Source organism: Hymenobacter oligotrophus (assembly GCF_003574965.1).
Lineage (GTDB): Bacteria > Bacteroidota > Bacteroidia > Cytophagales > Hymenobacteraceae > Solirubrum > Solirubrum oligotrophum.
The window spans coordinates 1,461,430-1,479,737 of sequence record NZ_CP032317.1; the positions used below are offsets into that span (position 1 = coordinate 1,461,430).

14 protein-coding genes are annotated in these 18,308 nt (G+C 61.1%); 11 read left to right on the forward strand and 3 right to left on the reverse strand.

Annotation, left to right across the window (positions count from 1 at the left end; genetic code table 11):
* The first annotated feature begins 135 nt into the window (after positions 1-135).
* Positions 136-1,440, forward strand: a complete 1,305-nt coding sequence (locus tag D3Y59_RS06185) for a glycosyltransferase family 4 protein (RefSeq protein WP_240410551.1) — start codon at positions 136-138, stop codon at positions 1,438-1,440.
* Between the two features lie 149 nt (positions 1,441-1,589).
* On the opposite strand, the gene D3Y59_RS06190 is transcribed toward D3Y59_RS06185, so the two are convergent.
* Positions 1,590-3,455, reverse strand: coding sequence for a hypothetical protein (locus tag D3Y59_RS06190; protein WP_119444258.1), 1,866 nt, complete (start codon positions 3,453-3,455; stop codon positions 1,590-1,592).
* A 211-nt stretch (positions 3,456-3,666) separates the two neighbouring features.
* On the opposite strand from D3Y59_RS06190, the gene pseB reads away from it, so the two are divergent.
* A complete protein-coding gene (gene pseB / locus D3Y59_RS06195) occupies positions 3,667-4,686 on the forward strand; it encodes a UDP-N-acetylglucosamine 4,6-dehydratase (inverting) (RefSeq protein WP_119444259.1) in 1,020 nt (339 codons plus the stop codon).
* Positions 4,687-4,740: 54 nt separating this feature from the next.
* Here pseB and D3Y59_RS06200 read toward each other — a convergent pair whose 3' ends face one another.
* Positions 4,741-6,693: a T9SS type B sorting domain-containing protein gene (locus D3Y59_RS06200; protein WP_162910596.1), complete on the reverse strand. Its 1,953-nt coding sequence runs from the start codon at positions 6,691-6,693 to the stop codon at positions 4,741-4,743.
* A gap of 127 nt (positions 6,694-6,820) precedes the next feature.
* Between D3Y59_RS06200 and pseC the strand changes: the two genes are divergently transcribed.
* The 9 genes from pseC to D3Y59_RS06245 all read left to right on the forward strand — a co-directional run bounded on the left by pseC (position 6,821) and on the right by D3Y59_RS06245 (position 17,322).
* Complete coding sequence (pseC, locus tag D3Y59_RS06205) at positions 6,821-7,990, forward strand: UDP-4-amino-4,6-dideoxy-N-acetyl-beta-L-altrosamine transaminase (protein WP_119444261.1); 1,170 nt, start codon at positions 6,821-6,823, stop codon at positions 7,988-7,990.
* Complete coding sequence (locus D3Y59_RS06210; protein ID WP_119444262.1) at positions 7,990-8,880, forward strand: aldo/keto reductase; 891 nt, start codon at positions 7,990-7,992, stop codon at positions 8,878-8,880. The genes pseC and D3Y59_RS06210 overlap by 1 nt, the downstream gene beginning before the upstream one ends.
* A complete protein-coding gene (locus D3Y59_RS06215; RefSeq protein ID WP_240410552.1) occupies positions 8,862-9,659 on the forward strand; it encodes an SDR family NAD(P)-dependent oxidoreductase in 798 nt (265 codons plus the stop codon). Before D3Y59_RS06210 ends, D3Y59_RS06215 begins: the two co-directional genes overlap by 19 nt.
* Entirely contained in the window at positions 9,644-10,387 is a 744-nt protein-coding gene (locus D3Y59_RS06220; protein ID WP_119444263.1) for a cytidylyltransferase domain-containing protein, read from the forward strand. Before D3Y59_RS06215 ends, D3Y59_RS06220 begins: the two co-directional genes overlap by 16 nt.
* Positions 10,388-10,390: 3 nt before the next feature.
* Positions 10,391-11,884 (forward strand): UDP-2,4-diacetamido-2,4,6-trideoxy-beta-L-altropyranose hydrolase, encoded by a 1,494-nt coding sequence (pseG, locus tag D3Y59_RS06225; RefSeq protein WP_119444264.1) that lies wholly within the window; start codon positions 10,391-10,393, stop codon positions 11,882-11,884.
* A 124-nt stretch (positions 11,885-12,008) separates the two neighbouring features.
* Positions 12,009-13,049 carry a pseudaminic acid synthase gene (gene pseI, locus D3Y59_RS06230; RefSeq protein ID WP_119444265.1) on the forward strand — a complete coding sequence of 347 codons (1,041 nt, stop codon included), beginning with the start codon at positions 12,009-12,011 and terminating at the stop codon, positions 13,047-13,049.
* Positions 13,049-14,341 (forward strand): glycosyltransferase family protein, encoded by a 1,293-nt coding sequence (locus D3Y59_RS06235; protein WP_240410553.1) that lies wholly within the window; start codon positions 13,049-13,051, stop codon positions 14,339-14,341. Before pseI ends, D3Y59_RS06235 begins: the two co-directional genes overlap by 1 nt.
* Before the next feature lie 82 nt (positions 14,342-14,423).
* Positions 14,424-15,812 (forward strand): polysaccharide deacetylase family protein, encoded by a 1,389-nt coding sequence (locus D3Y59_RS06240; RefSeq protein WP_119444266.1) that lies wholly within the window; start codon positions 14,424-14,426, stop codon positions 15,810-15,812.
* A gap of 31 nt (positions 15,813-15,843) precedes the next feature.
* Positions 15,844-17,322 (forward strand): oligosaccharide flippase family protein, encoded by a 1,479-nt coding sequence (locus tag D3Y59_RS06245; protein ID WP_119444267.1) that lies wholly within the window; start codon positions 15,844-15,846, stop codon positions 17,320-17,322.
* A gap of 55 nt (positions 17,323-17,377) precedes the next feature.
* Here the strand turns inward: D3Y59_RS06245 and D3Y59_RS06250 are convergent, their stop codons facing one another.
* Positions 17,378-18,274, reverse strand: coding sequence for a CPBP family intramembrane glutamic endopeptidase (locus D3Y59_RS06250; protein WP_119444268.1), 897 nt, complete (start codon positions 18,272-18,274; stop codon positions 17,378-17,380).
* Positions 18,275-18,308 lie beyond the last annotated feature (34 nt).

Genomic DNA, 18,308 nt, shown 5'->3' on the forward strand with positions numbered 1-18,308 from the left:
GGCCTGACGCCGGCAGCAGCGCCCCTCGCGGGGCACCCGCCTAGCAGGCACCAAGCACAAAAATAGCCACAAAACCATGAATGCCGGTTCGGTGGTATACATTCGCGTTTCCCGAACACCAAAAAGTGCCTTGCCGTGCCCGCGCCGCTTCGTTTGCTGGTCGTTACCTACTACTGGCCCCCATCGGGCGGGGCAGGCGTGCAACGTTGCTTAAAGTGGGTAAAGCACCTGCCCGAAATGGGCGTGGAGCCCACGGTAATAACCGTTGACCCGGCCGTGGCGGCCTACCCCGTGCTCGACCCTTCGCTGGAAGCCGATGTGCCGGCCGGCGTGCGCGTGCTGCGCACCAGCACCATCGAGCCTTTTGGGGCGTATCAAAAACTTACGAACCGGCCCATTCCGCACGGTGGCTTTGCCAACGAAGGCCGCCCCTCGCTGGCGCAGCGCGTTGCCCGGTTTGTGCGCGGCAATTTGTTTCTGCCCGATCCGCGCCGCGGCTGGAACCGGTTTGTGCTGCGCCAAGTGGACGAGTTGCTGGAAGCCGGGGAGCGGTTCGATGCCGTGCTTACCTCGTCGCCGCCGCACTCCACGCAGCTGATCGGGCTGGAGCTGAAGCGCCGCTACGGCCTGCGTTGGTTGGCCGACATGCGCGACCCCTGGACGGATATTTACTACAACCAGGCCCTGCACCGCACCGCCTTGGCCCGCCGCATCGATGCGCGCTACGAACGGCAAGTGCTGGAAGCGGCCGACGTGGTAATAACGACCAGCTCCGACACCCGCCGCCTGCTCCTAGGTAAAGCATCGGGCCTGCCTACCAACAAGTTTGTGGTGCTGCCCAACGGCTACGACGAGGCCGACTTTCGGCAGCCCTCTGCCCCGCCCACCGATCAGCTGCTAATTACTTACGTGGGCACCATCACGGGCCAGTACCACGTGCAGCCGTTTTTGGAGGAAGTGGCGGCCTGCGCCCAGCGCCACCCCGACGTGCCGCTGCGCTTGCAGTTTGTGGGCCGCGTGGGCAAAGAGGTAGAGCGGCAAATTGCCCAAGCCGGCTTGCAAGAGCGCACTGATTTGCTCGAGTTTGTGCCCCACGACCAAGCCGTGGGTTATTTGCTGCGCAGCACGGCCCTGCTGCTGGCCATTCCTGATGTGCCGCACAACCTAGGGATTTTGCCGGGCAAGCTGTTCGAGTACATGGCCGCCAACAAGCCCATCATTTGCATCGGCCCCACGGGCTCCGACGCCGCGCACATCCTCGACGAAGCGCACGCCGGCATGGCATTTGGTTACGACGACCGCCGCGACATGCAGGAGCACCTGAAGCAATTGGTGGCGTCGTGGCAGCAAAACCCCAACCTCGATTTGCCGGCCTTTAGCCACTCGCGCTACTCGCGCCGCGCGCTTACGCAGCGCCTAGCGGGGCTTATTCGGGGGTAATACACGGCGGTAGCGCGGACTTCAGTCCGCGTTGGCCAGAACGAACAGAGCTGGATCGGCAGCACACAACAACGCCCCCAGCATGTGCCCGGAGCCAGGATTGATTTTACTATCTGTGGGCTGCGGACTGAAGTCCGCGTTACTTCTTGCTACGATTTCAGCCGGTCCAGCACTTTGCGCACGGGCTTGGGCAGGGCATCTAGCAAACCGGCCCGCAGCCGACCTAGGGCCGAGCGGCCGAGCTTTTGGCCTTGCCATTGCGCTAGGTTATCGGCGAGCTTTTCGGCCAGGGCTTTGTAGTGCGGGCGTTGGTAATGGCGGATGTTGTTGGTGACGTCGGCGCGGGTACGCACTGTGTCGCGCACATCAATGAGGTAGCAATTGGGCGTGCGCTCCACAAAGTCGGCCAGGGCTTGGTTCATCAGCCGGTGGCGTTCGGTGGCGCCGGCTTCGGCCGAATCCGGAATTGTTACTTCGGCACCGGTTAGCAGCAACAGCGGCACATTGGCGGGCAACTGCGCGCGCAACCAGGCTAGGTTTTGCTGAAAACGCTCGGGCGTAAGCGGCCCTAGGTACGTAAATGCCTGCCGGAAACGCCGCAGAAAAGCTTCGTCCATGCCGCGGAATTTGCGCTGCTGATAGCGGCGAGCCTGCTCGGCCGGATCAACGGTGGTCAGGTTTTGGTAGCCACCAAACGGTATGGCAATGCCGGTGGTGTTTTCACGGTACAGGTCTTGGGTATAGTCCATCAAGGGGCTATACACCACGGCATCGTAGCCGCCTTGCCACAGCAACGGCCGGAAAGCTTCGGCATCGAGAAAAGGCAAAGCGGCGGCCAGGCGTTGCTGCTCGCCGGGCGGCAGCGTGCGGCTCAGGCGCAGCAGCTCGGTGTGCTCGGTGTGTACCGGTATCTGATTGGCGTTGACGTAGTTAAAATCTTCAACCACGTCGAGCTGGTACGTCTGCAAATACGGCGTGAGTTGCCCTAGGTCGCAGCCGCCTTTGAGCAGCACGCGGAGGCGCGGCTTCGTTGCGCCCGACTGGGGCTTGGCCTCGTTCTCGGGGCGGTGCGTTATGGGGGTTATCCAGTCGGGCTGGGCGGTGGGGCTTAGCTGGGTAGCCACGTCGCCCTGCACCGCGAGTTGCGGAAAGCCTAGGTGCGCGTACGTCCACTGCTCCACCCCCAAGTGCAAAATGCGGCAGCTGAACGTAAACTGCTCCAGCTCATTGGTTTGGGCGTTGAGGCAGTACACGCCCACCAGGCCATAATCGCCGAAACGGTCGTGCACGCGCACGGTACCCCAGCGCAAAGCGGGGTTGGCCAAGCTGGCTTCCAGCTCGGCCACGGCTACGCGGCGCTTGGTGTAGTTCAGCTGGTTGGAGCGGTTGATGAGCTCGTCGATGCGGCCGAGGTCGGGGCGCAGGTTGTCGGCGCCTTCGCGCACTTCCACGCGCACTTGAGCATCGCGCAAAAAAGCCAAGTTGTCGCCTTGGTACTCGGCGCGGGCTTGCTGCTGCCGCTCGAGCAGGCGGTACTGCTCGAGGCGGGCGTAGGTGGGGTCGGGCTTACCTAGGGCGAGCAGTTGCGGGGCCAGGCGGGGCAAGTCGGCCGGGTCGGCTACTTGCAGCTTAGGGTTGTAGTGCAGCGCTTCGGCCCGGTTCATGGGGTTGTCGTCGAGGAACAAGGCATTGGGCGCCCGCAGCTGCATATCCTCGAGCAGTTGCTTGATGATGGGGCCCTTGGGCTGCCAGCTAACCCGCAAAAACACAAACCACTCGCGCACGCCCAGCTCCGCGAGCTTGACTTCCGCGGGCCCTAGGTCGTTTTTGCTGACGACGGTATGGATGATGCCCCGAGCCGCGGTGGCGCGCACCAGCTCCACGTTGTCGGCCAACGCTTCCACTTCGCCCTCCGACAGGGTGCCGCGCCAGAACGTATCATCCAAATCCCAGATGATGAGCTTGATCGGGTTTTCGGTTGACAGTTGCGAGTTGTCAGTTGTCAGATCAGGCATTGGGGAAAGCGTTGGGTTGTCAGTTGATCGTTCTCAATCGTTGGCAGTTATGCGTGCGCCCGTCGGCATAATTTTACCGGCGGCCCTCCGCGCATTACCCACAACCGGCAACTCACAACTTGGCTAGGGCGCAAAACTACGCAAACCCCGCCCCGATTGCCTACTTTTGCGCCCTTGCCGGCCTGGGTCGGCAAGCCACAAAACGCAAGGCATGGCCCTCGACCTCAACCATAAATCCATTCTGCTGACCGGCGGTACCGGTTCGTTTGGCAAACAGTTCGTGCAGTTGGTGCTCGATCGGTACCCCCAGGTAAAACGCCTCGTGGTGTTTTCGCGCGATGAGCTGAAGCAGTACGAAATGGCTCAGCAGTTTCCGCAGAGCAAATACCCGGCAATGCGCTACTTCATCGGCGACGTGCGCGACGCTGAGCGCATGAAGCGCGCCTGCGAAGGCATCGACATTATTGTGCACGCCGCGGCGCTTAAGCAGGTGCCGGCCGCCGAGTACAACCCGATGGAGTGCATCAAAACAAACATTTTCGGGGCCGAAAACGTGATTAACGCCGCTCTCGACTGCGGCGTAAAAGATGTGGTGGCCCTGAGCACCGACAAGGCGGCCGCGCCCATCAACCTGTACGGCGCCACCAAGTTGTGCTCGGATAAGCTGTTTGTGGCCGCCAACAACATGAAAGGCGCGCGCGACTTGCGCTTTTCGGTGGTGCGCTACGGCAACGTAATTGGCTCGCGCGGTTCGGTGGTGCCGTTCTTTTTGCAGGAGCGCCAGAAAGGCGTGCTGCCCATTACCCACCCCGACATGACGCGCTTCAACATCTCGCTCGAAGAGGGCGTTGACTTGGTGCTGTACGCGCTGGAGCACTCCTGGGGCGGCGAAATTTTCGTGCCGAAGATTCCTTCCTATAAAATCACGGAGTTGGCCACGGCCATTGCCCCCAACTGCGAGCAGAAGATTGTGGGCATCCGGCCCGGCGAAAAGCTGCACGAGGAGATGATTACCGAAACCGATGCCCTGAGCACGGTGGAGTTGGAGAAGTACTACGTTATTCTGCCCTCTACCCCGCCCTGGAGCGAGGAAGAGTTTATTCAGCACTTCGGCGGCAAGCGCGTGCCATTGGGCTTTCACTACGATTCGGCCAACAATACCGAATGGCTGGATGCCGAGCAGCTGCGCGAGGAGATTCGCCTGCACGTCGACGCGGAGTTCGAGGCTTAAGCTAATAGCCGAGCACCAAGCAAAAAGGGTCTGCTGTTCAGCAGACCCTTTTTGCTATTGCAGCACTTCCAAATTGCCCTTGAGGCGCTGGCCCGTGCGGTTGTGTATAAGTTCGTAGTAGTACACGCCGTTTGGCTGGTTGGCGCCCCAGTTGTTTTTATAGGAGTGGGATTCGAAGACGAGCTTGCCCCAACGATTAAAGATGCGGCACCGCCACTCGTAAGCCAGTAGCCCCTTGGCGTAAAAAGCATCGTTTTGCTGGTCGCCGTTTGGGGTGATGATATTTGGCAGGTCGGGGCAATCCTGAACGCGCAGGTGCACTTGCCCCGAAGTACTGCACCCGGCAGGGCTGGTTACGGTAACCTTGTAATCTCCGGTTTCGGCTGCGGTGAATGTGGGAGCCGTGCTGCCGTCGTGCCAGCGGTAGGTGCTGCCGGCGGGTTGCGAACCGGGGCTCAACACGCTCTCCTGGCCGTGGCAAAGCACGGTATCGGCAGTAAAGCTGACTTGTGGACGGGCATCTACCTGCACTACCTGGGAGGCCGTGAATTGGCGGCCATCGGTGGCCGTTACGCGCAGCGTTACGGTGTACTGGCCGCCCGCTGCATAGCTATGGGCAGGCGCTTGCCCGGCAGCCGTATTGAGTGGCCCCGATGATGGTTCGCCAAAGTCCCAGGCGTAGGCCGAGGCTGTTACAAATGGGCTCAGCGATGATGAAAACTGAATCGGCTCGCCTGCGCAGCTGCGGCCTGCCGTAACGCTGCCGGCTCCGGTAACTACCACGGGGGGCAAGTTTAGGTCGTTGGGCGAGAGTGGCAACGTGCCCGACCCTGCCGATCTAGGCTGTAGGTTAGGGGTGCCAAACTGCAGTTGAGCGGCATTGCCCAGGGCGTTGGGTTTGCTGATGCAGCCGACGAAGCTGTTGCCGTAGACAAGGTAGATCTTGCCGTCGGGCGCAAGCTTCATATCGGTAACGTAGGAGCCGTAACCCGGCCCCCTAGGTACTTGCACTTGGGTGCGGCTGGCATCAACTGCCTGCGCCGAGCCAGCTAGCAGGTTGTACTGCAAAGGGTAAGTGCCGGCAGAGTCGACATACAAGCGGGAGCAATCGGGCGAAAACTCGAGGCCTTTCAGCGCGCTAAGTATGCCGCCACCGCCGCTGTTGTTTGAATACCAGTTACGGCCCATAAAGCGGGTTGGCAGCACCTGAGCATTGTTCACCTCGCCGGTGGCCGTGTTGAAATCGGCAAGCTCGAGGTGGCCTTCGGTATAGCGCACAGAGGTGGGGCGTTGCGCACGCACATGCGACAAGAAGGCGAGCCTGCGGCCGTCGGGCGAAGCTTTCAGAATGCCACCCGAGCCGATCCAACGCGGCTGGTAACTAACTATTGGCACCGCGGCCAACCCCGCGGCCGACAAGAGCCAGCTCATGTATTGGCCTTCGTCGGAAACGCCGACCAACCACAGGTCTCGGCCGTTGGTGTGGCGCACCGCAGCCCAGTTGCTGCTGAGCCCATAGATAGGTGCTTGGGCGTGCAGCACCCACAGGGGCAGCTCCAGGCTGTCGCGCGCCACAATTCCTCCTAGTCCACCGCGGGCGCTCATATCAACTACCACGTAGGGCAAAAACAGGCGAGTATTGCCGCCCCCAACGGGGTACTCGTTGCTGTAAAACTCGCGTTGGCTGGCAAACACGTAGTAGCGCGAGCTGCTGCCTGGCTGTGGCAAAGCCATTACTTGCCGCCGGTTGAAACCAGAAAAGCGCAGCACCTGCGAAATGTTGCGGCCGGGCATGGGGCGCCAGTTACGGTCCCACACGGTGTAGGCATCGGAAGCAAACAGAAAATTACCGGCTGCATCGGAGATAGAAGCTGCTCCTTGTACAAACTTCCATTTGCCGTTGGTGAGCACACTTGGTGCTGGGCTGGCGTTGACAAACGACAGGCCCGTACTGTCGCCAAAATACCAGTTATGATACTCGCGCTGCGCCCAAACTGGGGCATTCACTAAAAACAACAGCAACATTACTAACCCCGCCCGATAACAATATTGTGTATAGCCCATTCTTACAAAGCAAAGTGAGGCAGCAGCGTAGCTCCTAGCTACGGAGCACGACGCCTATCTTTGAGGTTGCATGAGCACTACTGTATTCCGCCCCATTCCGTACGGCCGCCAGCACATCACCGAAGCCGACGTGCAGGCCGTTGTCGAGACGCTGCAATCCGATTTTCTGACCCAAGGCCCCAAAGTGGCCGAGTTCGAGCAACGGTTCGCCGAGTACATTGGCGTGGAGTACGCAGTGGCCGTGAGCAACGGCACGGCGGCTTTGCACCTCTGTGCCATGGCTTTGGGTGTGCAGCCGGGCCAGCGCGTCATCACCACGCCCATCACGTTTGCGGCCTCGGCCAACTGCGTGCGGTACTGCGGCGGCGAAGTGCACTTCGTGGATATTGACCCCGCTACGGCGCTCATCGACCTAGGCAAAGTACGCCAGCTGCTGGAGCAGCACCCCAAAGGGTATTTCAGTGGGCTGATTCCGGTGGATTTTGCCGGCCTGCCCGTGAACCTGGAACAAGCGCGCCAGCTGGCCGATGAGTTTGGCCTCTGGATTATCGAAGATGCCTGCCACGCGCCGGGCGGCTCCTTCCTCGACAGCCAAGGCCGCGAGCAGCGCTGCGGCAACGGGCAGCTCGCCGATTTGGCCATTTTCTCCTTTCACCCCGTTAAGCACATTGCTACCGGCGAAGGCGGCATGATTACCACCAACCGCCGCGACTTGTACGAGCAACTGCTGCTGCTGCGCACCCACGGCATCACCCGCGACGCGGCTCGCCTCGGCCTGCCCGACGAAGGCGGCTGGTACTACGAAATGCAGGAGCTCGGCTACAACTACCGCATGCCCGATATGCTCTGCGCCCTAGGTATTACGCAGCTGCAACGCGCCGATGAAGGCCTGGAGCGCCGCCGCCAACTGGCCCGGCAGTACGACGCCGCGTTTACTGAGGTGCCCGGCATTACGCCATTGGCTGGTGCCGCCGGACATGCCTATCACTTGTATGTCATTCAGGTAGAAGACCGTCGGGGACTTTACGACTTTTTGCGGGCACGCCAGATTTTTGCGCAGGTGCACTACATCCCCGTGCACACCATGCCCTACTACCAGCAGCTAGGCTGGCAGCGCGGCGACTTGCCGTTGGCCGAAGCCTACTACGCCCGCTGCCTGAGCTTGCCGATGTTCCCTTCGCTTTCCGATGAGGAGCAGCAATACGTAATTGATTCGGTACGGGAGTTTGTAGGGGCGTAATGACGGCCGACGCGTTCATCAGCCGGCTTGCCCTCGGTACTGCGCAATTTGGCTTGGCCTATGGTATCAACAACACCCTGGGCCGGCCTACCGACGAGGTGGTGCACCGCACCTTGGCCGAAGCGCAGGCGGCTGGCATAGCCCTACTGGATACCGCCGCGGCCTACGGCGACAGCGAAACTCGCCTAGGTCAGTGGCTAAGCAAGCAGCCCACCACCGCTTTTGAAATTGTTACCAAAGTCGGCGCGGCGCCGGCGAGCGAGGTCCTCGGTTCGGTGCAAGCCTCCTTAGCACGGCTACAGCAGCCACAAGTATACGGCGTGTTGTTTCACGACTTTGGTGCTTTGCAGCTCCAACCCGAAGCGTGGCAAGGCTTGCTAGCAGCCCGGGCAGCGGGTTATACCCAGCGCATTGGCGTATCACTCTACCATCCGTGGCAGGCCGAATGGCTGCTTGAGCACGGCTATCAACCTCAGTTGGTGCAGGTACCCTACAACGTACTCGATCAGCGTTTTGCCTCGCTGTTGCCCAGCTTGGCCAACGAGGGCATCGAGGTGCACGGGCGTTCAGCCTTTCTGCAAGGCTTGTTGCTACGCCCCTTGCATACGCTGCCCGCATTCTTCGAGCCGCTGCAGCCCAAACTGGCGCAAATGCGCGCGGTGGTTGCCGAAGTTGGTGTTCCGCTCGAGGCTGCGCTGCTGCTATTCGCGGCTACTGCACCAGGCATGAGCCGCGTGGTAATTGGCGTAGATTCGCCCGAAAACTTGCAAGCCAACCTTGCCGCGGGTGCTTACTTGCCGCAGTTCGGGCAACTGCGCGAGCAGCTACAAGCTTTTGCCGAACCTACCGACACGTACATTCTCCCTTACGCATGGCCAACCCCGCGCTAGCGCCCTACGCAAATATGTTTTCGCTGCACGAGCAGGTGGTGCTGGTAACCGGCGGCTACGGGCACCTAGGCAAAGCCATTGTGCTCGGGCTGGCAGCACACGGGGCCAAGGTGGTAGTGCTCGGCCGCAACGAAGACACCTATGCTGAAGCCTTTCCCGATATGGAAGGCCTCCACTTTCAGCACTGCGACGTAGCCGATACCGCTTCTGTGAAAGATGCCTATGCAGCCGTTCGGGCGCAACTGGGCTTACCGGCGGTGCTCGTGAACAACGCCTTCTACAGCCGCGGCAACCAGCCCGAGGCGCTTACCGACGAGGAGTTTGCCTTTGGCCTCGATGGTTCGCTCGGCAGCGCCTACCGCTGCATCAGGGAGGTACTGCCGTACATGCGCGAGCGGGGCGCTGGCAAAATCATCAACGTTGCCTCGATGTACGGCGTGGTAGCCCCCGACTTTGCGGCTTACCAGGCTACGCCGCAGTTTACCAACCCGCCGCACTACGGCGCAGCCAAGGCCGGGGTCATTCAGCTTACCAAGTACTTCGCCTCGTACCTAGGGCCGCACAACATCCAGGTAAACTGCGTTTCGCCTGGCGCCTTTCCGAGCTCCGGGGTGCAGCAACACGCCGAGTTTGTGCAGCAATTGGAGCAGCGTATTCCGCTGGGCCGAATTGGACAGCCGCAAGACCTAGCCGGTGCCTTTGTGTTTTTGGCCTCCAGCGCTTCAGATTTTGTAACGGGCCACAACCTGGTTGTCGACGGCGGATGGACAATTCGCTAACCCCCTTGCGCGTTGGTGCGTTGGTGCAGGCCCGTATGGGCTCCACGCGGTTGCCGGGCAAATCCCTGATGCCGCTGCCCCTAGGTAGTGCTACCTCGGTGCTGAGCCATGTGCTGGCGCGGGCCCAAGCTGCCAAGCAGGTACATGCGGTGGTGGTGGCTACCTCTGCCCTACCCACCGACGACGCCATTGCCCACGCCGCCCAAGCGTGCGGCGTTGCCGTTTACCGCGGCGATGAGCAGGACGTGCTGCGCCGTTTTAACGAGGCTGCCCAAGCACACCAGCTCGATGTGGTGGTGCGCCTCACGGGCGATAACCCCGCCATCGACCCCGGCTACCTCGACCGCGCCGTAGCTGCGCACCTTGCCAGCAAGGCCGACTACACCCTTACCACGGGGTTGCCCCTAGGTGCCAATTTCGAAGTATTGAGCCAGCAGGCCCTGGCGGCCGCATTCGCGCAAGCCACAGCGGCCGAGGAGCGTGAGCACGTAACCCCGTACCTTCGGCGGCACCCCGAGTTGTTTCGGCTGCAAACGCTCGACTTCGGAACCGCTGCCGTACCCGCTACGCTGCGCCTAACCCTCGATTACCCCAGCGACTACGCCTTGCTGCACCTGCTCTTCAGCACCTTGCCGCCCGGCTTCGATTTGGCGGCGGTGGGCAAGCTGCTGCGGCTGCACCCGTGGTTGGCGCACATCAACGATCAGAACACGCAAGTAAAAGTGTAAGCTATGGCTGCTCCTGCTTCGCCCCGGTTGGTATTTCGTGCCGATGGCAACCCGCGCATCGGCTTGGGCCACGTAATGCGGCTGCTGGCGTTGGCCGACATCCTGGGCCAGCAGTACCCAACGGTATTTGTGGTGCAGGAGCCTTGGGCCGAGCTGATGCAGCTGCTGCGCGCTGCCTGCGACGAGGTGGTAGAAGCGCCGCCTATGCCGTACGAGGGCGAACCGGCTTGGCTGGCGCAGCAGGTACTACAGCCCACCGACGTGCTAGTGCTCGACGGCTACGGGTTCGAATTCAACTACCAGCAAGCCGTACGCCCCCACGTAGCTCGCCTGGTTTACATCGACGACCTGCATAGCTTTCCGCAAGCCGCCGACCTCATCCTTAACCCGGCTGGCGGTATTTCGGCCAAAGATTACGAGCTACGCCAGCCCGGCGCGCAAGTGCTTTCGGGCCCACGCCACGCGCCGCTGCGTCCGGTTTTTCAGCAGGCAGCCCAACAACCAACCCCAACAGATGCATCGGCCCACACGGTGCTGGTGTGCCTAGGTGGCGCCGACCCTACGCAGCAAACCCAGCGCATTACGCATATGCTGCTTGAGCTCGAGCCCATACAACAGGTACACGCCGTGGTGGGCAGCGCCTTTGCCGGTTGGGATGCCCTGCAAAGCTGGGCCAACGATCAACCACGTCTGCTGCTGCACCGAAATTTAGGAGCGGCCGAGATGTGCGCCCTCATGCAACAATGCGGCACGGCCGTTTGCTCGCCCAGCACCATCAGCTACGAGTATTGCGCGGCCGGGGGCGGCCTGCTGTTTGTGCAGCCAGTAGCCGACAATCAGCACGACATCGATTTGTTTTTGCGCAGTTCGGGCCTGGCGTTGCCGTTCCATGCGGCTACCAATGTGCTTACCTCGCCCGAGGCCGGCCGCTTAGCCGAGCAAATGCGCCATGCACAGCGCCGGCAGTTCGATGGCTTAGCTCCGCAGCGCTTGCACCAAGCGTTTGCGGCGCTGCTGTTGCCTGCACCCACGTTTCGCTTACGGCTGGCAACCGCAGCCGACTCCGATTTGCTGTTTGCCTGGAGCAACGACCCAACCGTGCGGCAGTTCTCCTTCAACCCCAACCCGATTGAGCGCGCCGAGCACGACGTTTGGTTTACGAGCCGCCTCAACAATCCCGAGGCGGTTCTGCTCATCGCCGAGGACGATGCCACTCACACGGCCCTAGGTCTCATTCGGTTTGCCATTGCTGGCACCGAGGCCACGCTCAGCTACCAAATAGCCGCCGAACACCGCGGCCGTGGCTTGTCGGCGCCGCTGCTAGCTGCCGGCACCGAGGCACTACACCAGCTCCGGCCACAGGTGCAGCGGGTGTTGGGCCACGTGCAACTCCGGAACGAGGCTTCCTTGAAGTCGTTCCGGCGGGCGGGGTTTGCTGAGCTACCAACGGCCGCGGCAACGCACCCCGAATCGCTTACTTTTGCGTGGGTTTATTAAGCCTCCCGTTACTTATCAGCACCCGGACATTTACCCCAACCGGCTGCGTATTAGCCTCTGCCCTCTGCAAAGCAGACGCCAGGTGCTGCACGTCGGTTTCCACTTGTTTGCCTGCCTCAGCGGAATGAACATACAGATTGGCTCCCGCCTGATTGGCCCCGATCAGCCGCCCCTCATCATTGCCGAGCTTAGCGGCAACCACAACCAGTCGCTCGAGCGCGGCTTGGCCATCGTCGATGCCATGGCCGCAGCGGGTGCGCACGCCATTAAGCTGCAGACGTATACCGCCGAAACCATGACGCTACGCGGGGCTTACCGCATCGACGACCCGACATCGTTGTGGTACGGGCGCGAGCTGTATGAGCTCTACGAGGAGGCCCACACCCCTTGGGAGTGGCACCAAGTGTTATTCGACCGCGCCCGGCAACACGGCATGTTGGCTTTCAGCTCGCCTTTCGATGAAACGGCAGTCGATTTTCTGGAAACGCTCGACGTGCCGGCTTATAAAATTGCTTCTTTCGAGAACACCGATTGGCCCCTACTGCGCCGCGTAGCTGCCACCGGCAAGCCCGTGATTATGAGCACCGGCGCAAGCAAATTGGCCGAGGTAGCCGAAGCTGTAGATGTGCTGCGCAGTGCTGGCTGCAAAGAGTTAGTGCTGTTGAAATGTACCAGCACCTACCCCTCAACGCCCCAAAACACCAACCTGCGCACCATTCCGCACTTGCAGCAGCTGTTTCCGGATGCGTTGGTGGGCCTCTCCGACCATACCATGGGCGTGGGTGCCGCCGTAGCCGCCGTGGCCCTAGGTGCTTGCGTGGTGGAAAAGCACGTGACCTTGCGCCGTGCCGATGGCGGCGTTGATTCGGCCTTCTCGCTTGAGCCCGAAGAAGTTGCCCAACTGGTTACGGAAACCGAACGCGCTTGGCAAGCCTTGGGCAACGTGCAGTACGGCGTGCAGCGCGCCGAAGAAAAAAGCCGCTTGTTTAAGCGTTCCATCTACGTGGCGAAGGACATCCGATTCGGCGAACCGTTCACGGCCGACAACATTCGGGTGGTGCGCCCCGGCGACGGACTGGCACCTAGGTTCTACGACCAGGTGCTCGGCCGCACGGCTCGCCACGACCTGAAAGCTGGTACGCCGCTCACCTGGGACGTGCTCTAATGCCGGTTTGGCCACCTACCACCCGGGTTGCCCGCCTGCGCGATGCGCTGCAGTTGCGCTTTACGCCGCTGTTTGCTTCGTTGCCCGCCACCACCCTCGAGCCTATTTCGCCGGCCAACCCGCTGAAGCGCTTGGCCAAAGTACTCGGCTATACGGCGGTGCGGCTGGTGGGCAATATGTTTCGGCCCATCCGCAACCCCGAGCAGTTGCGTGGCGCGGTGTGGCTGTACGTGGTGAGCCAAAACAACTACGACTCGCTGCGCTTTATTCGGGAGCACCGTTCCGATGCTGTGCTCGTGGCTGGCCAAGCCAAGCAAATCGGCCGCTACAACCAGCAGGTAAATCGCCTCTCCTTACGTCGTAAGGTACTCTATTACTGGCAACTGCCCGAAGTGCTCCTGGGCTTGTGGCGCAGCGAAGGACCTGGGGCCTGGCGTTTTTTCGATCTGGTCTTCAACGCCATTGGCTACTACGAGGTGTACCGACGGGCGCTGCGGCATTACCGGCCGAGGGCCGTGGTATTTGCCAACGACCACAACGACGACGCCCGGGCCCTGTTGCTGGCCTGCATAGCCGAAGGCGTACCGACGGCCTACGTACAGCACGCGAGTGTGAGCACCAACTTCCCGCCCCTAGGTTTCGATTTGAGCTTGCTCGAAGGGCAGGATGCATTGGATAAATACCGCCAGTGCGGGCCGGTGCGGGGCCAGGTGCAACTGGTGGGCATGCCCAAGGCCGATGCTTTCATTCGGCGACGCAACCAGCAACCTAGGGTACAGCGAGTAGCCATTGCCGCCAACACCCTCGACGATAGCGCCGGGCTGCTGGCCGCCTTGGAGTACCTGCTCGGCAACTTCCCGCACCTCAGCTTTACTTTTCGGGCCCACCCCAGCGACCCGCGCAGCTTTGCCGAGTTGCGCCAGCGGTTTCCGCAGCTGCGCTTTTCGGATGCGCGGCAGGAGTCGGTGTTTGAGTTTCTACAGCAGCACGACGCGCTGATTGCCGCCGACACCTCCACGCACCTCGAGGCGACCCTGCTCAACTTAGTCAGCTTGTACTACCGCTTCAGCAACCACGGCGTAGCCGACGACTACTACGGCTACGCCGCGCATGGCTTGATCGATCGGGCCTTCGGCTTGCCGGAGCTGGGCGAGTTGCTGAACCGTTACGCCCAACACAAACCTCTCGAGCATTATCAGCGCGCGGCGTATTACTGCGCCACCCTCGGCACTGCGCACGAAGGCCACAGCCAAGAGCTGGCCCTGCAGAGGCTAGATTTATGGCTAAGATAACCTATTGACCAGTTGTTAGTTATACACTAAATGACCAAGCTCAACGCTGGCAAACCCAGGGCAAAGGCGTTACTTTAGCCCAATGCCAACCGCTACCTCAACCACGCCTAAGCAGCCCGTTGCTGCACGCCAGAGCCAGCAAAACATGCTGGCCTACGTGCTGCGGCATTTTTGGATGGCTTACGAGGCGGCGCCACTGCATATCGGTTACGGCGGGCTGAACCCCGAGGCAACGGTTCAGGTTGAGGCCGAGCAAACCTCCTTTTTCGAACAAGCCGAGCCCTACCCTGCCGAGCCCTTGTGGCGCGAGTGGGCGGGGTGCCGGCTGCCGTTCTTCTTTCAGCCCGAACTACCCACCGAGCTAATCACGCTGGAGCCGGGCCGCGCTACCATCCATGCCGATGTGGTTGCCAACGCGTTTTACTTGCTCAGCGGTTGGCAAGAGTACTACTCGCCCGAGCGCGACCACCACGGGCGCTTTCCGTACCGGGCAAGCGTGCAGCAGCGCTACCAATTTGTAACGGTACCGGTCGTCAATTACTATTTCGATTTGCTGCGCACCGCCGTGGAGCACGTGCTTGGCCACGCACTGCCCCGGCGCGCGTGGCCACAACACGCACCGTTTGCCTGCTGGATTACCCACGACGTGGACAACTGCCGCAGCGGCTGGAAAGCCGAAGGCAAAAAGGCCCTGCGCGCCGGCCAGGTAGGCACTTTTGTATCGTTGCTTACGCGCCGCCTAGGCGGGCGCGATGCCTGGGATAACCTTGACGCGGTGCAGCGCGAGGTGGCCGTGCACGGGCAAACGTCCTCGTTTTTCATGCTTGGCAACCCCAAGCCCGCCCCCAACGGCACGCCCAACGCCGATTACGACGTGCGCCATCCCCGCTATCAGCGCTGCTTGCAGCGGCTGCGCTCGGGCGGGGCCGAAATTGGCGTGCACGGCAGCATTGGCACCAGCACCAGCCCCGAAGCCCTGCAGCGCGAGATAAGCCAACTGCCGCCGCCCATTCGGGGCAACCGCTTTCACTACCTGAGCTGGGAGCCGCAAAGCACCCCCGCCGTGCTCGACGCGGCCGGCGTGCAGTTCGATACCACCCTAGGTTTTGCCGAACATTTTGGCTTTCGGCACAGCTACTGCCTGCCCTTTTGGCCCTACAACTTTGCCACGGGCGGCTGCCATCGGTTTCTGGAGATTCCGCTGAACCTGATGGACGCTACCCTGCACCACCCCAATTACCTGCAGCTTGGGCCCGAGGAAATTCTGCCCACTGTGCGGCCCATGCTGGCCGAAATAGAGCGTTTTGGTGGGGTGTTTACCCTGCTGTGGCACAACGAAAATTTCTCGCGGCGCAATCACCGCAACGGCCCCAAGCAGTTCCACGCGTTGGTGCGCTACCTTCGTGGCCGTCATGCCGCGTTTGTGGTGGGGTCCGATGTGTTGGCCCGGTTTGCCCCTACGCCGGCCTGACAACCGCCACCTGTCAACTCTGCACTGAATTTTGGGCATCGTCCGGCGCCAAGGGCTGCGCAATACCATCATATCCTACATCGGCCTGGGGCTGGGCTTTGTCAACACGGTTTTCGTGTTGCCCCGCATTCTCGAAGATGAGCAATTGGGCCTCACGCGGGTGCTCATTTCCATCGCCACCATCTACGCGCAGTTGTCGGCGGTGGGCTTTGCGAGCATGGGCATCCGGTTTTTCCCGTACTTCCGCAACCGCGAAGCCGGTCACCACGGTTTCCTGCCGTTTTTGCTGGGACTGCCCCTGCTGGGCTTTGCGCTGATGACGGCGCTCTACCTAGGGGGCAAGCCCTTGGTAATGGAGCAGTACGCTTCCGACGCGGCTCTGCTCGGGCCTTATTACCAATGGGGCGTGGTGCTGGCGTTGTTCACGCTCCTCTACTCGCTGCAGGATGCTTACCTGAAAGCCCTGTACCACACGGCTTTTTCGTCGTTTGTGCAAGAGGTATTGTTGCGCCTACTCGTGGCGGGTGCGGCGCTGGCGTTTGGTGCGGGCCTGCTCACGTTCCATCAGTTTGTGTTGCTTTACATCGGCCTGAACAGCGGCATAACCCTGCTGCTCACGGCTTACCTGGCGGCTATAGGCGAGTTGCATTTGCGCCCGCAACGCGAGGTGCTGCAAATACGGCCCATGCGCGAATTGCTAGGCTTTGGGGGCTTTGCCCTGCTCTCCAATATCTCGGGCACGGTCATTAGCTCCATCGATGCCCTGATGGTAGGCTCCAAGCTGAACCTAGGCGCGGCGGGCGTGTATTCGGTGGCATTTTTCATCAGCACGGCGCTAACCATTCCGTTCCGTTCGCTCTACAAAATTGCCTTTCCGCTGCTGGCCGACTATTGGAAACAGCACGACCTAGGGCGCATGGCCGCGTTTTACCGCAGCACCACCCGCCTCAACACCGTGTTGGGCTGTTACTTAGCATTGGGCATAGGCCTGAATCTCGACTTCATTTATTCGCTGATGAAGCCCGAATACGCTGCCGGTGCTGCGGCCGTTCTCATTTTGCTGGTCGGGCGCTTGTTCGATGGCATAACCGGCGTAAACGGGCTAATTGTGGTTACCTCGCCGCGCTACCGCTACGACCTTATATTCAACGCTACACTCGCGGTTCTTACCGTGCTGCTCAACCTGTTGCTCATTCCGCGCTACGGCCTAGGTGGCTCGGCAGCGGCTACCTCACTGGCGCTGGTGCTCATCAACGTGGCGCGCACGTGGTTTGTGTGGCACAGTTATGGCTTGCAGCCCTTCGACAAGCGCATACCGCTGTTGCTGGGCATTGCGGCCGTGGCCGGCGTGGTAGCCTGGCTGGTGCCCAACTTTACATCGGTTTGGCTGACAATGTTCGTCCGCTCGGCGGCGCTTACCGCGGTGTACGGCGGCTTGGCGCTTGCAACCCGCGCAGTGCCCGAAGCCACGCCGCTGCTGCAAAAAATCCTGGGCCGGAGCAAAGCGTAGCTTCGTCCGGCCCAGGATTTTTTGCAGGCCTAATCACGCGCAAAAGCAGCGCTTACTACACTGCCTCAACCGCCGAATTGGTTTCAATAACCACTTCGTCCTCAGCTGGCTCGCGAGTAAGACGCTGCAGGTAGCGCACCACCAACACCAACACCGCGGCAGCACCTAGGGCAGCCGCGGCCATGGGCAGCGTTGGGCCTTCGGACTTCGTTAACTGCTCAAGCACGTCCTTGTCGTTGCGAATCATGAATATGCCCAGCCACGCAATAAAGTTGTTTACGGCGTGCACCAGAATGCAGGCCCGCAACGAGCCCGTGCGGTAGTACAGCCACCCCAGAAACACACCAAACAAAGCCGCAGCCAACGACTGGGCCGGGTTGAAGTGGATAATGCCAAACAACAAGCTGGTTTGCAGAATGGCCTTGGTGGGGCCGTAGTTTTTCATCAGCCCGGGCAACAATACGCCCCGAAACAGCCACTCCTCGAATACCGGCGCCATTACGCACAGCACCACAAACGACAGTAACGGTTGCGTTGCCAGTTGCAGCAACGCCTTGGGCAGCGCCCAGGTTGGCAAGCCCAACCACTCCACCGGAGCGCGTACGAGTAGCAGAGCGGCCCCTGCCAGGGTAAGAATGGCATATAGCCCGGCGCCATCGTAGCGGCTTTGCCAGCTCGCGGGCACCACGCGGCTTGGGCCGGCGTAGCGCTTCAGAAACCAAACCAGCAGCGCCGGCGCTATGGAGGCTATTGCCAGGCCGTAGCGCTCGGCGTCGTCTTTCGGCAGCCAATTGAGCAACAGCAGCATTGGGATGCCTGCAACCACCGAAGCGAGCAGATACCAGCCGAGCACCGCCCAGCTTTCGCCGTACGTGGGATATGCTTTTTTGGCGCGGCGCGAGGCGGCGGGCGCGGCCATCATGTAGGGTTCTTGCGGAAAAACGTGTTCCATTGCTTAAGAATATCAGGCCCAAAATACAGGCAAA

Coding starts and splice junctions, on each gene's coding strand:
- D3Y59_RS06190 (WP_119444258.1), bottom strand. CDS start 3,455: ATGCCTGATCTGACAACTGACAACTCGCAACTGTCAACCGAAAACCCG.
- pseB (WP_119444259.1), top strand. CDS start 3,667: ATGGCCCTCGACCTCAACCATAAATCCATTCTGCTGACCGGCGGTACC.
- pseC (WP_119444261.1), top strand. CDS start 6,821: ATGAGCACTACTGTATTCCGCCCCATTCCGTACGGCCGCCAGCACATC.
- D3Y59_RS06210 (WP_119444262.1), top strand. CDS start 7,990: ATGACGGCCGACGCGTTCATCAGCCGGCTTGCCCTCGGTACTGCGCAA.
- D3Y59_RS06215 (WP_240410552.1), top strand. CDS start 8,862: ATGGCCAACCCCGCGCTAGCGCCCTACGCAAATATGTTTTCGCTGCAC.
- D3Y59_RS06220 (WP_119444263.1), top strand. CDS start 9,644: ATGGACAATTCGCTAACCCCCTTGCGCGTTGGTGCGTTGGTGCAGGCC.
- pseG (WP_119444264.1), top strand. CDS start 10,391: ATGGCTGCTCCTGCTTCGCCCCGGTTGGTATTTCGTGCCGATGGCAAC.
- pseI (WP_119444265.1), top strand. CDS start 12,009: ATGAACATACAGATTGGCTCCCGCCTGATTGGCCCCGATCAGCCGCCC.
- D3Y59_RS06235 (WP_240410553.1), top strand. CDS start 13,049: ATGCCGGTTTGGCCACCTACCACCCGGGTTGCCCGCCTGCGCGATGCG.
- D3Y59_RS06240 (WP_119444266.1), top strand. CDS start 14,424: ATGCCAACCGCTACCTCAACCACGCCTAAGCAGCCCGTTGCTGCACGC.
- D3Y59_RS06250 (WP_119444268.1), bottom strand. CDS start 18,274: ATGGAACACGTTTTTCCGCAAGAACCCTACATGATGGCCGCGCCCGCC.